4 protein-coding genes are annotated in these 17,105 nt (G+C 53.9%); 2 read left to right on the top strand and 2 right to left on the bottom strand.

The window, feature by feature from the left end:
* The first annotated feature begins 116 nt into the window (after positions 1–116).
* Together H1B37_RS08065 and H1B37_RS08060 are read left to right on the top strand one after the other, a co-directional pair.
* On the top strand, positions 117–737 hold the full coding sequence (locus tag H1B37_RS08065) for a sigma-70 family RNA polymerase sigma factor (protein ID WP_220498101.1): 621 nt from the start codon (positions 117–119) through the stop codon (positions 735–737).
* Positions 734–4,192 (top strand): WD40 repeat domain-containing serine/threonine-protein kinase, encoded by a 3,459-nt coding sequence (locus tag H1B37_RS08060; RefSeq protein ID WP_182866132.1) that lies wholly within the window; start codon positions 734–736, stop codon positions 4,190–4,192. Before H1B37_RS08065 ends, H1B37_RS08060 begins: the two co-directional genes overlap by 4 nt.
* A gap of 45 nt (positions 4,193–4,237) precedes the next feature.
* Here H1B37_RS08060 and H1B37_RS08055 read toward each other — a convergent pair whose 3' ends face one another.
* Positions 4,238–4,822 carry a hypothetical protein gene (locus H1B37_RS08055; RefSeq protein ID WP_182866131.1) on the bottom strand — a complete coding sequence of 195 codons (585 nt, stop codon included), beginning with the start codon at positions 4,820–4,822 and terminating at the stop codon, positions 4,238–4,240.
* 307 nt (positions 4,823–5,129) lie between these two features.
* On the bottom strand, positions 5,130–16,892 hold the full coding sequence (locus H1B37_RS08050) for a putative Ig domain-containing protein (RefSeq protein ID WP_182866130.1): 11,763 nt from the start codon (positions 16,890–16,892) through the stop codon (positions 5,130–5,132).
* Positions 16,893–17,105 lie beyond the last annotated feature (213 nt).

Genomic DNA, 17,105 nt, shown 5'->3' with positions numbered 1-17,105 from the left:
GACTGACTCCTCAGATATAGTGCAAGCGGACCACCTGTTTTTTGCGCCATTTCAGTTTTTTTCAGAGGTGCTGAAGGGTGGCTGGAGGACACGTGATCGGGAAGTCCGAATTCGAGGTGCAATTGAAGGAAGCGATCGATGGTGGCGAGTTGGTATGCCATCGCCTGATCGCCCAATATCGCCCCGTGATGGGCATGCTGGCTCGACGCCAGATGCATCAGCGATTCCGCCAGCGTTTCGACGAATCAGATATTGTTCAAGATGCGTGCTGGCAAGCGTTCCAAAGCTTTTCGACCTTCAGAGGGTCCACGGAACAGGAGTTTGTTTCGTGGCTGGAAACGATTTTGAGACGAACTTTCACGGGGCTCGTCCAGCATCATTCAACTAAGATGCGTGATGTCGCTCGCGAATGGAAAGCAAGTGGAACCCCCGCTGATGGGGATGAGGAGCTGTCGGTTATCTGGCACTTGGTTCCAAGTGATTCACCCGGCCCAGAATCCCGAGTGATCCGGGGCGAAAAAGCACTAGTCCTCGCATCAGCTCTCCAGCAACTTCCGCGAGAGTATCAACAAGTCGTCGAGCTGCGTTTTTTGGAGGGAAGAAAGCTGAAGGAGATTGCCGACGCGATGGATTCATCGGTGGGACGAATTGCGGGTTTGCTCCGCCGTGGGCTGGAAGAGTTGCACCGCATCCTACCGAGCAATCTCTTGGGAGGGATTGAGGAGCCTTCACGATGACCCGCCAAGAACCTGCGACACTGGATGACGTCATCGCTGCCTACCTTCAAAGAATCGACGAAGGCTCTGCTTGTGATCCAGAGACGTTTATTGATGCCTATCTAGAACATCGAGAAGGGTTCCTAAAATTTGTCACCCAGCTAGACCGTGTCAAAATGTTGGCGTCTGATGAAGTGGATTCCAACCCCTCAGTCGGACACGGATTTGAAATTGAGTCGGATCTGAAGTCGCGAGTGATTGGTCGATACGAGCTTGGACCCATGATCGCCCGTGGCGGGATGTCACACGTTTATCAAGCGACGGATGCAGCGAGCGGTGATTCAGTCGCTCTCAAATTGCTTGATTCCAGCCGGATACTTGACCCTTCCGTTCAGGACCGCTTCCGGCGCGAAGCGAAAGCTGTCGAACTGCTCGATCATCCAAACATCGTGCAACTCTTGGATTGGTCGAACCACGAAGGTGTTCCCTACCTCGTTTTTCCTCTGATCAATGGTTGCACGCTCACCCAACTCGTTGCAGCCTTCCGGCGTTACGAAGACCGTTTGCAGCGTTCGAGCTGTTCGGAGGTCGAGGTCGAATGTCGAATGACGGGCCAAACCGAGAATGCTAACGACAACACACCAATTGCCTACAAGTCAAAATCCTTCGCCGGAGACTCTGAGTCGTACGAACTTGATGCATTCGCGCTCCGATGTTTTGAGGCTTCGCGACAGCATAGCGATCCTTTAAAAGACCTTGCGTTGCTGATTGCTGATGCGGCTGACGCGCTTCATGCTGCACATCAACATGGGATCGTGCATCGTGATGTGAAGCCCTCCAACCTGATGATTGACTCGGTCGGACATCTTTGGCTTACCGATTTTGGCTTGGCATCAGTTCGTGATGGTGAATCGGTTCTCACACAATCTGGGCAATTGGTGGGGACGCCCAACTTCATGAGCCCGGAACAAGCGGGTGGAAAATCCAAGGTGGTCGATCATCGGAGCGACGTATTCTCGTTGGGGGCAACCCTCTACCAACTCACGACACTCGAGCGTCCCTTCCAGGGGGAACGCTTTCGCGTGTTGCTAGACGTTTCCCGAGGAAGGTTGACTCCACCGTCCCGCATTCGCGGCGACATCCCTCGCGGCCTCGAGACGATCATCTTAAAGGCGATGGCGTTGGAGCCGGTGGACCGCTACGAAAGCGCGGCTGAGATGGCCGACGATCTCCGCCGATTTGCATCAAACCAAAGTCCATTGGCGCGTCTTCCCGGTCCGGCAGAAAAAGCCATGGGCTGGCTCATTCGTAATCCTCGGACGTCACTTACTACGGCCGGCGTCTGCCTTGGCCTGACGATCATCGTCTTTACCCTGCAATACGCCAGCAGACACCAGCTCTCCAAAGCAAATTCGCGACTATCTGTAGCGAACGACAGGCTAGAAGAAACGAATTCGAAGCTCGAATCTGCGAACGCCAATTTGGACGACAGTCGCACTCGATTGCAGCGGCATCTGTACATTGCAGACGTGGCCGCGGCGTATCGGGCGTATGCCGAGAATGAAATCGACAACGTTCGTCAATTGCTGGCTCGCCATGTTCCAGACGATTCCGAGGACGCTTCCGCCATAGATTTGCGTGGTGTTGAGTGGTGGATTTTGCACAACCTGACGCGTGCGCCGGATGTTGTCCGTCTGTGCCACCACGAAGGGCCAGCGCGTGAACTTGCCCTGGTTCCCGGCACGCTTCAAGGCATCAGTGTCGGCGACGATGGCGTAGTGCGCCACTGGGACCTTGATGAACGGCAGCAGATCAACGCATTCGCTCTTGCTGGAAAACTAGATGCGGTTGCTATCTCACCGGATGGTGGTTCCTTCGTGACGAGTGCAAACAGTCCATTGGCATTAAATCCTTTAGCGATACACGACATTTCGACAGGAAAAGTGATCCGGAAATTGACCCGGCATGGTCATACAGTGGAATCTGTCGCCTTCTCTCCGACAAGCGACTACGTTGCTACCGCAGACCGTTACCATAATGTTCACCTGCATGACATCAATGGAGAATTGGTAGGACAGGTTGCCACCGACTCACGAAACGAATCCCTGGCATTTACAGCCGACGGCAAGCATCTCGTCGCTGTACTTCGCACTGATAGCGATGATGGCGGGAAACAGTCACTTGCGGTTTGGTCGGTGCCCGACCTGGAACGCATTGTGGAATGGGACCAATCTTTTCGTACCTCGGTCTTTGCTTTATCCGCAGACGGACGTCGCGTCGTGGTGGCCCACACTCAAGGTATTTTGGTCGGGAACTGGCCGGAACGAGAGAAAATCTTCGACCAGCACGATGTCCTCGGTCGTATTCGTTGCCTCGCCATTAATCAAGACGGTAGCCAAGTCGCGGCCGGCTGCGACAACGGAATGATTCACCACTGGACTCTGGATTCGAATGGCAAGCCAGAGAACGAGTTTCCCCGAACGATTGTCAGTGGTGAAAAACGAGTGACCAGCATTCAATTTGCGGACGACCAAACGCTGGTAAGCACCAGAGAAGACGGAGCTGTCCGAGCTTGGCTAATTGGCGAGCGCAACCAAGCCGTCTTGAGCTTCGGCTCGTCTACACGTGCGATTGCCGCTCCCTCGTCAGAGACCGGCGTCTTGTACACGCGAAGCGAATTCGGCGGCATCGAGAAACTGAGCTTGGACAACTTGAGAGACTACCATCAGATTGCTCACGCCGACAACGATTGGCGATGCCGGATGGCCGTTACCTCCGACGGAAAGACGGTAGCCGCTGCCGCACCCGATGAAATCGTCCTGTTCTCCGGTCAGGATGGAACGGAACAGCGAAGCATTGCGACGGGGCTATCGGCTGCGAATTCATGCACCAGTCTGCTGTTCACAACCGATGACTCACATCTTGTCGCCCTCTATCCAGATCGTCTGTTGCGGTACCACACAAGCGATGGAAGTTTGACCGGCCAAGTTAGCTTCCATCAAGGAGGTGCCGACTCCATGGCTGAATGCCCAGATCCATCGTCATTTGTTGTCGTGACCCGCAATGCCCTCTACTGGCTGGAAACGGATTCGATGACTGTTCATGCGATATACAACGCCAAACTCGGCGATTTCGTACACGTGAGCTACACGCCGGACGGTGAGACGGTTGTTGTGGGCCACGGCGACGGCAGCATCGAGTTGCTTGACGCCAGCGAGTTAAATCGGATTGGACTACTTCGAGGGCACCGTAATCAGGTTTTTGGCAGCCTGTTTGTGAATGATGGCAGAACGCTCATCACATGCGGCGAAGATATGACCGTGCGGTTCTGGGACGTTCACACTGAACGTGAACTAGGGTATCTGCGTGTGCGGGAGGGTGCTGTAAAGTATCTCCATTACGACTCGCGACAAAAGCGACTGTTCGGATTCCGCGAGGGATATCCCACGAAAGTCTGGTCAGCGTCGTATCCGTAACGGCTCTCCGTGTCCGACGATCTGTCTCTTAACGTATTCGAGATGTCAATTCGGTGACCGTTGTCTGCGCGGCAATCCGAGGAGTGCGATCCCAACGAAACAGAAGAGCGATGCCGGTTCCGGAACAACGTTGCCCGCTTGCGAAACGGTGTAATCGAGTGTATTGGTTGCGACATCAACAAAGTTAAAGTTGGTGTCGGACGCGAAGGGAGAGAAATCTTCAAAAGTAATTTGACCGCTTCCGGTCGAGACGGCTGTGATGTCAAACGTAAAGAATTGACCATCGGTTGCGATTGGATCGCCAAAGACTTGGAAGAACTCCGCATCCACATTGCCTCCCGGTGTATCCAAGAAGAGTTCGAAGGGATCGGGCCCACTGGCGAACAAAATTCCAGGAGCGAGCGAAAAAGTGTCGACTGACAGTTCAGGCGTCATCTCAACTGTCCCGCCAAGCGCCGAGAGAGATTGACCGGTCATCAGGCCGGACAGATTCACGTTAATAGAAACGGTATCGCCGACTTTCAGCGTACTAAGGTCAGTCCCACCCGCGTCCAACGACAACGTGATCGTGCCGGCGGAAAGAGTTGTGGACGAAAACGAGAGTGCAAGTAAGGCTAGGGCATATCGCATGAGGCTTCTCAAGGTTGATTAAACGCAAATGGGATTTAGTAAAATGGCGCTGATTTTGAAAACACAAAGTGTGCTTTGACCGAGTCCAGGATTGTAATTGCTAGTATGAATAGCCATCGACAGTGCTGCTAGAAACAGAGGCGCCAGCGACTTGGTTTAAGGCCAAATTTGAGTTCCTAACTGATTGGCCGCCCTCGCGCCCGTATCGTATTATTCACGTCGTTGGTAGACATTGTCATGATTAAGAGAAGCGAAGAGACGGACCGCGCTGGGTATTTCCAGCCTTCTGCGGGTTCTCTTACGACCATTAGAAAGCGTCCTCCAATCGTGGCCCCCAAAGAAACGACACGCCGCCGGCCAGACTAATTCCCAAGCTAGCACCTGCTGTGTTGCTCGTTGTTCCGACACCAAATCCAACGGCAAGCGAGCTCTTGCTCTTCGACTTTCCGCGTGATCCGGTTTCGTTAGTGGCAACGGCGCTGCCATCAATGATTGTGAATGCGCCAGTGAGAAGTGCAGGAGAAGATCCGAAAACCGCCGGTGTAAGTAGAGTGACGTCGGATGACGTGTAAAGTTCAACGGAAAAACCGATCGATAGTCCCAGAAGCAATAGGGTCGCTGATCGAGTTTCGTTTTGCACAGAAAGAACATTGGCGGAAATGCCTTTGAGTCCCAGCGTTGGGTCAGTTGAAAAAAGTGTGCCGGTCCATGTTCTTGCAGGCAGCCCGAAGACCGAAACGGCTGTTCCACCGAGAGAAGCTGCCGTCGTTTGGGAGAGAGCTATAACTGCCAGAGTTGTTAAGACACTTCGAGTGCTGATTCCGGCTGCGATACTTCCAATGGAAATATTTCCGCTTGGATCGATATTGTTAATCGGATTTGCATTTCCGTAGGCGTAGCGATGCAACGTAACGGGGAGGATTTGAACGGCCGGGAATCTATCTCTCGCAACAAACCTTCCCAATCGCGTGTCCAGGTACCTCGCTCTGAGGTAGTCAATTCCTGTCAATGCATCCCTTTGTTCGCCGGTGAATAGATATGTATTATCGGTCGCCCCCACTTGCCAAATGTTTTCACCGAACGCGTTGTAAATATATCGATTGGTGATGTCTCTATCGATGGAAGTGAGGATTCTGGAGCTCCCTAGTCCATCAACGTGGTAGAACGACTTCCCGCTGTCTCCGTGGCGGTTTTGCAAAATCAGGTCGAGACCGTGCACGTAGGAGACTTTGAGGATTCCGCCGGGTGTGTATTCCTCCAGCACCTGCTGATAAGGACGATTGGCGTCGATCAAGAATCTTGTTTCGTCCGGCGTCCCATCTGGATCGAGGGTCTTGGCGACTCGAATTCCATCGGCATCGTATTTGTAGGCGACGTCGTTCACTCCATCGGCATCGGTGTCGGCTGCGACGAGCCGATTCTCGACGTCCCACTCGTAGTAAACCTGGTCGACGTCATCGACCGTCTTGCGGATCGTGTTGCCGTTGTCGTCGTAGCCGTAGGTTGTGACAACACCATCGATCGTTTCGTCCAACAGGCGGTCGTTAAGGTCATAGCTGTAGGTCGTCACACCTTCCGCAGAGTCGTCTCGCTGCAAGCGGTTTCCGACGTCGTCGTAGACATAGTCGATGCTACGAGTCGCGTCGGTGGCTCCAGGATCAAAGATGTCTTCGCTGAGCAGGCGATACAATTCGTCGTATTCGTATTCCACCCGTCGTCCATCGTGCTCCGTCACAGCGGTTCGATTGCCGACTCGATCGAGTTCGTAATCAAAGCTTGCGAACACATCGTCCGTGGTCAAGTTCCGATGCTCAATCCCTATCAAGCGGTTTTGCACATCGTAGCTGCGGCTCTCTTGCGTGTTGTTCGGAAAATTTGTTTCCACCAACTTTCCAGCGTCGTCGTAGGCGTAACTGGTGGTGAGGCCTTCCGGATCAGTGACCGTTTCGGTGCGATTGAGCGGGTCGAAGGTGTAGATCGTTTGACGAGGGGCATTGGAACCGATGGTCGTTGTTACGGAGGTGCGGTTGCCAACGACGTCATAGGTGTAGCCGATCGTTGAGTCGTCGGGATCCGTCCGCGACAGCAGGCGATCTCGGGCATCATAGGCGTAGGTCGTCGTCCCCCGATCATCCGTCGTGGTTTCCCTTAATCCCGTGACGGTGTACGTGAAGCTTTCTCTGGATCCGTCCGGGAATTGTTTGGACGTCAGTCGATCGCGAGCGTCGTAATCGAAAGCAATGGTCTGGCCATTGAAGTCGGTTGTTTCGATCACGCGGCCGGCGAGGTCGTAGACGGTCTCACTGCGCTGTCCCAAAGGCAACTCGGTCGCGGTCCTTCGTCCCAGCCCGTCGTATTCGTAGATCGTGGTGCGTCCGAGTGCATCGGTTTGCGAGACCAGGCCGCCAAGTTCGTTGTAGCCGTACTCTGTCCGTAGCGTCGTCAGGCTAGAGGTGTCGGGATCAGTCACAAATTGAACGACCGCGGTCAGCCGGCCAGCGGCATCGTATTCGTATTCGGTCTGATTCCCGTTCGCGTCGATGCGAGCCGAGAGACGACGGGACTCGTCAAACTCGCTTCGACTGCGATCATTATCGTCAAGGTCGTTGGGAGTGTCGTCAGGCAGAATCGTCTCAGTCAGCAGTCCGCCCGGTGAGTATCGGTACCGGGTTTGGTTGCCCAGAGGGTCCGTGCTGGAGACCTGGCGTCCGGTTGAATCGTAGACGCTGATCAGGCGTGGGTTGTCAGAGTCGTCGCCCGGGGTGTCGTCGGGAAGGATCGTTTCCAGGACGTTCCCATTTGCGTCGTAGACAAACTGCGTTCGATTTCCCAACTCATCGATCTCCGCGATCGGTCTCCCCGCACGATCGTAAACGGTTTCGGTGAAGGGATTGTCGGAGTCATCATCGGGAGTGTCGTCGGGAAAGATCGTCTTTGTAGGTCGACCAGCGGTGTCATACTCGAAGCGCGTAATTCGGCCGGCTTCATCGATTTCCGCGATCACCTGCCCTGCTGGGTCATACTGAGCCTCGGTTCTTGGGTTGTCGTCGTCGGTGTTGGGGGTGTTGTCGGGGTAAAGCGTCGTAGTCAGTTGGCCGCGGTCGTCGTATACATATTTGGTGACGCGGCCGAGCGAGTCGATGGATGCGATCCGATTTCCAACCGCATCGTATTCCGTCCCAGTTTGAGAGAGGAGTTCACCGTCCTGCTTGACCGTCGTGGAGACAACCCGGCCCTCGCCATCGTATTCCGTCTCAGTCAACACAGTGCTCTGGCCCTGTGCGGTGGTGTAGGTCACCGTCTCGGTGAGTTGATTCCCGTTTGCGTCGTAGGTGTAGGTCCGCACGGCACCCGCCGCGTCTTGTTGGCGAATGACCCGCCCGGAGCCGTCATATTCGAATCTGGTCGTCTGCTCTCCAATCCCTACCAGTTTTGGATTGCCCGAGTCGTCATAGGTTATTTGCGTCGTGACTCCATCGGCGTCGGTGCTGCGAAGTAGATTGCCGTTCTGGTCATAGTCATTTTGAGACACATTTCCGGCCGCGTCGATCGTCGCGACGACGTCTCCGAAATTGTTGTAGGTGTAACGCGTTTCGTTGCCTTGTGGATCAATTTCAAGTACCACATTGCCTCGAGAATCGTACTCGTAAATCGTCGTCAACTCGGTTCCATCGGCCAACACCTCCGTAATGGTCGATTCCAGCGTTGGATCGTTTGGATCGCTGTAGGTCCGCCGAGTGACAAGACCCTCGGAATCAATCTCTGTAAGTACATTGCCCAGGGAATCGTACTCGTACGTGGTCTCGTGGCCCAGTTGATTGGTGACCATCTGCACGGCGTTGTCCTGGTCAAATCCGAGCAAGATCTCTTCGCCACCGGCATCAATCAAGCGTGAGAGTCGCCCCTGGTCATCGTAGACGGATTTGATTCCGGTTCGTCCGAGTGGATCGATGACTTCCTCCAGATAGTGCGGTCGTTCGGAGTGGTAGACCAGACGCGTGACGCTCCCTTCCCGGTCCGTTACTGACACCAGGTCACCTTGCGGATCGTACTCATACTCGATGCGTTTTCCGTCAGGATCGATCAACGCGACGATACGACCCTGAGGGTCTCGCTCGAAACTGATCGCCGGACCAGAGGAACTACGAATGCCATCGGTTTCAAATGTCAATTCGTTTCCATTGCGATCGCTGATCGAACGGGCATCGCCCGTCTGGCCGTCGATCTTGTAGACCAAGCCTTCCTTTGTGGTCAGTGTGAAGCTACCACCGAAGGCGCGTGATGCCGGGTTGTAGGCAAGACCGCCGGCGAAACTGACGAACGATCCACCCGCGTTGGCAAGTTCGAAGTACCTCACGTCCAACGAGCTGGTGACACCCGGGTCGGGCACGAACCGAGCCTCCCAAATTCCAAGAAACGTACCCTTCAGGCCGGGGGCAAGCTGCGGCTCAAACGTGAATCCCTCCCTGCCTCCTTCCGGTGTTGTGACGTAGACCCTGGCTCCGAAGAAGTACGGATTGTAGATCCCTTCGTTTTCAAATCCGGATTCGGGAACGCTGCTTCGTAGGTCTGTATCTGCGATTTCCAAACGCCACCCGAATCCGAATTCATCGGTGCGTTCGGCTCGCAAGGTGTCGTAGTTTCGGTTGACAACAATGGGGATCCCCGAAACCGGAACGGTCAAGTCCGTAAAGGACAACGCGAAATTGCCGAGCTTCAGGTCTCCGGTGACCGCGATGGTGCGTTCCAAGACAGAATCGTTACCACCGGTATCGATCGCGAACAGCCGGATCACGTATTCGCCGTTTTCGAGCAAGGTGGGATCAAATGTGCCTAGAACTGCGTCGTTGATTTCATCGGTCCCCGCCCCAAATTCGGTCCACGACGCGCCGTCGATCGGACGGAATTCAAGGGTGTAACTGGCAAGATCTGGGTCGACAACAGACCCAACGATGTCGATCCGATCGGTAACGAGCCGCCCCTCGACGGGAGTTGAGATCGAAAGGACCGGATCTCCAACGACGTTTGGATCAACAATCGTCAGTTGAGTTTGGAAAGTTCCCACGTTTCCGGCGGCGTCGGTTGCAGTTGCGACTAAGTCAAGTAGTCCAGCCATCTCTGTCGGCAGCGATGCTGCGCCGGAATCGTCGATTGAGATCGGAGTGCCGTTCACGAAAAGCGATAAGTCAGTGACTCCGACGTTGTCGCTTGCGGTGACGATTGCGTTCAACGCAGATCCCAGGTCAACTGGCCCCGGCGATGGCAGTGTGATAAAGGCTGTTGGCAAAGTGACATCAGCGCCGACTTGGATGTCGAAAGCCAAAGACGTTGCCTCAAACGGATCACTGACTTGCAGCCTCACGAGATTCGCACCGAGATCGCGGTCAGCAGGAAGCCAGTTGACCTCACCCGATTGAGGATCGATTTCGAGCCCAGGGGGTCCTTCAATCACCGAATATCTGAGCGGATCTCCATCGGGATCGATTGCTTGGAGAAAGAAACGATAGGGGGTATCTGGCACAGCCGAATTCGGAGGTTGGTTGAGAAGCTCGGGAGCTCGATTATCACCGCGAACACGAATCCTGTAGCTTTGCGTGAACGTGTTGCCAAAGTCATCTTCGACAACAACACGAACGGAGGGATTTACCCCGGTCGGCTCGGGCCACTCCAGCAAACCAGTCAACGGATCGGACATCGTCATCCCGGGTGGTCCATTAATGACTGCGTACGTCAGCACACCGTCCTCCGGATCGGACGCTTCAATCTGATATTGGTACGGACGTCCCACAATTGCTTCGAATACAGGAGTACTCGTAATGGTTGGCATGAGATTGAGGATACGATTCTCGACGACAATCTCGTACTGCATGATCGAAGACGCGCCTTGGTCATCCATCACGGAAATCTCGACCAGATGGCTGCCAATTTGCTCCAGCCCTGGCATCCATTCAATCAGTCCATCCGTGCCTAGCTGAAATCCTGTGGGGCCTTGCTGAAGCTGAAAAGAAAAGTCGTCTCCATCTGGATCGAATGCGGATAGCTGGTTCTCAAATCGGAACAGCGCCTGGGTCAGCGTCGCAGGTACTTGGTCGAATTGAGGAGCGAGGTTACTCGACTTGACATCAATAGTGAAGGATTGAGTTCTGATTCCACCGTAAGCGTCTGCGACTTCAAGCTTGACCGATACAACTCCCAAGTCTCGCTCGTCGGGAGTCCAACGAATCGCACCTGTGCCCTGATCAATTGACATTCCTGCCGGCGCTCGAAGAAGGGTCCAGACGAGCGGGTCTCCATCCGGATCTTCGGCTACAGCATCGTAGACATAAGTTTTGTCGAGAAATCCTTCACTCGGTGGTCCAGAGGTGATGACCGGCACAGCATTGGAAAGCCTGCTCGTAACGAGGATCTCGAATTCGTGAACGGTCTCGCCACCGGGTCTGCCGTCGTCGGCGATCAGTCTTACAAGATGCGGATTTTTCGCGAGGTCAGCGTCTGTGGGGGTCCAACTGAGGAGCCCGTGTACTCTGTCCAGCGTCATTTCGCTTGGGCCTTGGGCAAATTCGATTGACACCGGGTCACCGTTGGCATCCGTGATCCGATACTGATAGACCCACGGCAACTTGGGACGTGCCCGCAGAGGCGGCGAGGAACTGATTTCGGGTGCAGTATTCGGGACCGATGCAAGAACTTGTAGGTCAAATGTCTGTTCTGTCGATGCACCTGACGAGTCGGTTGCGGCCACGACGATGGTTTGTGTTCCAGGCGTTGGATTCGACCAACGAAGGACACCGGTTTGCCCATCGACAAGAATTTCGGCGACATCATTGACGAGTGAATAACTTATCTGGTCATCATCTGAATCAAGTGCCTCAACAAAATACTCGTACGGGAGCCCGACTGTTGCTGGTCCCGGAGGTGAGGAAACGATCGACGGCGGGTAATTTTGGGGACGAACATCGATTTCGAAAGATTGCAAATCAAATCCACCCCGTCCATCGGTCGCCTTCAGCAACACGGAGTAGACACGCGTTTGGTCTTGCGAAGGTGTCCATGCGACGACGCCTGTTGATTCATCCACAATCATCCCGCGCGGACCAACAACTAATGAAAACGCTATGGGATCTCGATTGAGATCGAACGCATCAACATCATACTGATAGGTTGATCCGACTCTCGCAGTTTGTTTTGGAGACGTTTGGATGATGGGAGAGCGATTCGCGGACACATCGATCCGATTCGCGAAGTCACGGCCGATTGCTACTTCGCCCCGATTCAGTTTCAAAACGTAGCCGTCGACAGCGACCAATTGAACCTTCACATTGTCAACGGCTGGACCACTGCCGGTCTGATTAAGGCTTCTGAAATCAAGCGTAGAAAATGTTTCGCTTGCGGTAAATCGAAAAGTCTCCCGCTGCCAGCGGACTTCACCAGCGGGCGAATGAGTGATGCCGAACTGCAGGTTTTTGTCAGCGACCGTGACTTGCATCAAGTTCAGTGCACCGTCAGCCTCGATGCCGCTTAAATCAAAGGAGACTTCGTAAGTTTGCCCTGGTGCCGTGAAAAACGATTGTGAGATTCCTCCCGCACCTGATTCATTGGCCAAGGCGACCGAGCGTGTCCCGCTGGCGGCGGGAAACCAAGCGTCTCCGAGCAAGTCGATTGCTGTGCCGGTGACCATCCAGCCGACCAGATCGTTTGTCCCCACGTTGTAAGTCGTAGAAAGCCCAGGGTCCGGTCCTTCTTCGAAATCACCGTTTAAAATCAGGCTGTCGCCCGTGATCCCCGTCGGAATGACTTGTTCCCACCCCGGACGCTGCTTCTCCCGAACGACATAGGTTCCTTCAGCTAACTCGGTAAAAGAATAATCACCGTTGACGTCCGTAGCTGTGAAACGCTCCCCTTGGTCCAGCGTGCCATTGTTGTTGCTATCCAAATAGATTGTCCAGTTTGCGAGTCCAATATCCTCACCATCAGGAATCTGTTCTGTCTTCCTTCCTCGGATTTCGCCGCTTCCTGTTTCCGAAAGTTCGATCGTGAACGCTTGGGTTGCAAATCCACCGCGACTATCGGTGGCCTCTAACTCAACTTCGATCGGTTGTGGTTCTGAGAGAGCAGATGAGGAGGGATTCCACGTCACAAGGCCCGACTCCGGATCAATTGCCAGACCTTCTGGGCCTCGCTTGACAGAGTAGGTCACTGGGTCGAAGTCTGGATCGAAAGTCCTCGCCAAGTACTCGTACCGCCGAGACGAGTCTAGATCGATCGAGGTTGTCACCGTAAAGTTGGACGCGACGGTTTGCCGTTCAGCGAAGAACAGATCAAATGAATACACCTCGCCCTGTGTCAAATTGAGGTCATCGAGATTGACGCTTCCGCGTTCTGTCCCGTGAACCCCTCCAAGATCAACCACTAGACGATTATCGATGAACAGCCAAAGGTCATCATCTCCGGTGAATTCGAAGTATTCGCCTCCGCGATACTTGAACTGGGAATTCAGCTGGAGCGTGAAGTGATAGTTGTGACTGCGACCTTCATTGCCAAATACTTGGTTGTCGATGGGAAAGAAACTGTTGCTCGAGAATTGATAGATTCCGGTTTCATCGCCTGTTTCCGAGAACAACAATGGAACCGTAAGGTTCTGATTGATTCCTTCAACATCTCGATACCATTGATTGAACGTTTGAGCATTCTCGATGATGCCGGAACCCTCGCGATGATCATTCGACAAAACCGGGAGTCCATCGGATCCCAACTCGTCCACTAGCAACCCAGTCGTCAGTCCGGATACGCCGTTCTCGAAGTCTGGATGGCTGTCGCGAAAATCTCGCACGGTTGCATCGAGCACGACGGTCTTTCCGGGCGTCGAAGACTGCGGAAGCGTGTATTGCTCAATTGGATCACTAGTAAAGATGGGAGGCGAGTTGGCCGGGTCCGTTACAACGAGTACCGAGTAGGGTTGCGTGGTTATCCCGCCGCTTTGATCGTCTACTTGGACAATCACAGGGTGCTCACCAATCTGGTGGACTGTCGGGTTCCAAAAAATTGAGCCTCCGGTCGGATCGATCCACATTCCCGTCGGCGCTTGCGCGAGCGAATAGGTTAATTCATCTGCGTCGGGGTCAACGGCGTCAACATCGTAAACGTATGCCGGATCCATGGTTTCGACATTGGATAAGACTTGGCCGCCGCCTGCGACGGCGCTCAACACAGGCGTCGATACGATGACTGGCGGACGATTTGGTCTCGATGAACGCGCTTCCAGAATGTAGGATTGTTGCGAAATTCCGCCACGGCCGTCGGTTACTTGCACGACCACGCTATGGTTTCCGAGGTCCCCAGCAGTTGGCGTCCACGCGATTAACCCCGACTGCGCGTCAATTGTCATCTCAGCTGGTCCCATCAACACCTCGTAGACCAGGTCATCTCCATCTTGATCGACGGCGACGACCTGATACACATATGCACTGTCAATAGTGGCTTCGTTTTCGGGCTCAGAAGTAATCTCAGGTGCGTTGTTGATTGCGGCGAGAACTGAATAATCGAAATCGAATTGGAGTTCGCTTGGGTTTGTAAACGTAATCTCACGTGTCAACGTCAACGAACCGGGAACCAAGCCCTTTTCGTCATTCAGAAGCGAGAATTCGTAGTAGGGACGGCCATCTGTTAAATAGCCATCAACCCCAGCGAGGCGAACGGTAGGCGTCACTTGGTCAATAGCCAACAAGATCGGGCCATCGACAACAAACTGGCCGTTGTTCAGAAGGCTGACCTGAGTGCCAAGCGATAAACTGTCTTGAAGAATCGAAGTCCTCGCGTAGGACACATCGATGCTCCCTGTCAGGTCTTGGAAAGATTCAAGACTGATTAATTCGCTGGGTGGATTCACTGCGGAGGGCATGACGGATCCCAGCGGTGTATCGAGTGACCCTTCAACAACTTCCACGCTCTGAATCGACACAGTGGTCGTCGTGTCGTTGTCGTTGTTGATAAGTCTTGCGACGAGGGTTGCTTCGGTGCCAGCTGGGATGTGGGACAGGTCGATCTTGACCAAGCCACCTTCGTGGGCCGTATTGATCCCTGACTCGCTTCCGACGCCTTCGGAAATATTGAACGCCGCATCGGCTGTGCCCGGGATCGATTGGACCAGCGTTCGTCCGGTCGAATCCAACAACGCGATTTCAAACGCGTCATTCATGAAAACGTCTGCCCGGTCAAAGACCAAATTCCTGTAGGCGACTTCCACATGCGACGGGATTTCAGGAATGACGATCGGAAACTCAGCAGCTACTTTGAAGTTCGTTTCTTCGAGTAGGACGATGCCTGGGGGGATGCGTGTGACAATCGTAGAAGCAAACGACACGTTTCCGACTATGTCGGTCGCGCTAACCTGAAAGGTGTTCTCTCCCAACTCGAGTGGCACGCTGTCGAATGAAAATTCGCCATTTGCATCCGCCGATATCATACGACCATCAGTCAGAAGAGTAATCGTAGCGTCCCGTTCTGAGGCCCCCATCAATGTGACCAACTCGGACGAGGTGACTTGGACGTCGCTCTCGTCCTCGTCAAATGCCTGTGCAAGCTGGAGCGTTACGTCCGGAGCCTTCGTGTCTATGACGTAGGACACGGACTGAACTGACGAGACGTTTCCCGCAAAATCGATCGCCCGCAGCGAAACGAGATGTTCGCCATCCGTGTCGATACCACCAGCAATAGCAGGGTTGAAGGTGAAGTTCCCGGCATCGTCGAATCCGACAGAAACGAACTCCCCTTCGTCGATTTTCGCTTCTAAGCGACTCACTCCGGATCCATGGTCGTTCGTATTGCCAGAAACTGACACCACTCCGTTGGTCAACTCCCCGTCGAAGGGCGTCGCGATCACCACTGTCGGCGCGATCGAATCCAATTGCAGAAATGTGGTGACGACAGGCGATAGGTTTCCAGCCAAATCTTCAGCGCGAATTCCAATCGTGTGGGCGCCTTCGTCTGGTCCGCCAGGTTCAAAGTCTGTATCGAACGAAAAACGGCCACTTTCTTGAAGACTCAACTCGGAAAATGGGTTCCCGTCGATTTGCACCTCCGCCAACACGATTTCTGAACCGGCACCATCAATCCGTCCACTGACATTGGTGTTCTTGTTAAACAATTCGCCTTCGACCGGCGTCCAGAAAATGGGTGATGGCTCATCTGTATCAATTAGATAGCCGATAATCCCGGTTGAGGCATTTCCTCGCTCATCAATCGCAATCACTTGAAACTCGTACCGACCATCAGCAAGGGGTACGCCGAGGATATCCTCAAGCAACGGCTTGTCGAAAACTAAAGACCCGTCGGGCTTCAGCGCGGCGGTGACATCGAATATCGCCTGATCTTGAAATCCAAGGAATAGCGCCTTCACCGACGTAATTGGACTCTGGTCAGTGACCGTTGCTAGCAAACCTGCTCGACTCGTCACGCGGTCAGTGCTGCTCTTGCCCGTATCTTCAATCAACGAAATGGTGATCTCAGGTCCTGAGTCGTCCGCGATTACTTTCGAAACTTCAAGATTCGCTTGCGATGTGTTACCGAGAACGTCGGCAGCTTCTGCGGTGAATAGATTTTTCCCCTCGGCTAGCGGCAATTCCTCAAATCGGAATTCACCGGCCGCGCCTGCGATCGTCGACATCACAGGCTGATTCAAGTCCCCATCGCGAAATAGATTGACAATCTGGCCGGGTTCGGTCTGACCATTTAGAGCGACTTTTTCCGATGTCGTCTGGCGATCACCAATTGGTGGTGAATCTGATTCCTGCGACAAAAACAGAGAGAGGGGTGGCGGTGTCGTATCAAGCTCGACAAACAGTTGTCTGCTTGCGACCTGCCCAAAAGAGTCGCTTGCTTCGACCGTGATTGAATTCAACCCCTCGGAAATCTCAATCGGAAAACTGAAAGTGCCGGCCGCACTCGCTGTTGCTTGTCCATCCGATTCGTTATTGGTAGCGAGATCCAACCGGACGCGAGATTGTGGAGCTGTCTGTCCAACAACACTCAGTGACTCGTTGGATGTCAGCGGGATTCCGTCGGAGGTGGCCAATTCTGGGTTCGGGGCAAAGTACGCATCTAGGCTCAGCGGCGCAATGGAAACGCGGACTCCGTAGTTTCTAAGCAGGTGGCCTGAGTCAAAAGATGTGATTTGACCGTCGAGATTGGCATCAGCCTCGATTCGGTAAGACCGACTACGCAAAAGCTGAATCAGCGAGGCGCGATCATCTATTAGGACTGCACCGTCTCCGTTTAGGTCGCCTAC

This window comes from Stieleria mannarensis (assembly GCF_014154935.1).
In the GTDB taxonomy this organism is placed as follows: Bacteria; Planctomycetota; Planctomycetia; order Pirellulales; family Pirellulaceae; genus Stieleria; species Stieleria mannarensis.
Note: the sequence above shows the minus strand (reverse complement) of the source record. Positions and strands in the feature narration are given on the sequence as shown.

Bases quoted from the DNA above. Each gene is read 5' to 3' on its own strand.
- H1B37_RS08060 (WP_182866132.1), top strand. From the start codon at position 734: ATGACCCGCCAAGAACCTGCGACACTGGATGACGTCATCGCTGCCTAC.
- H1B37_RS08055 (WP_182866131.1), bottom strand. From the start codon at position 4,822: ATGCGATATGCCCTAGCCTTACTTGCACTCTCGTTTTCGTCCACAACT.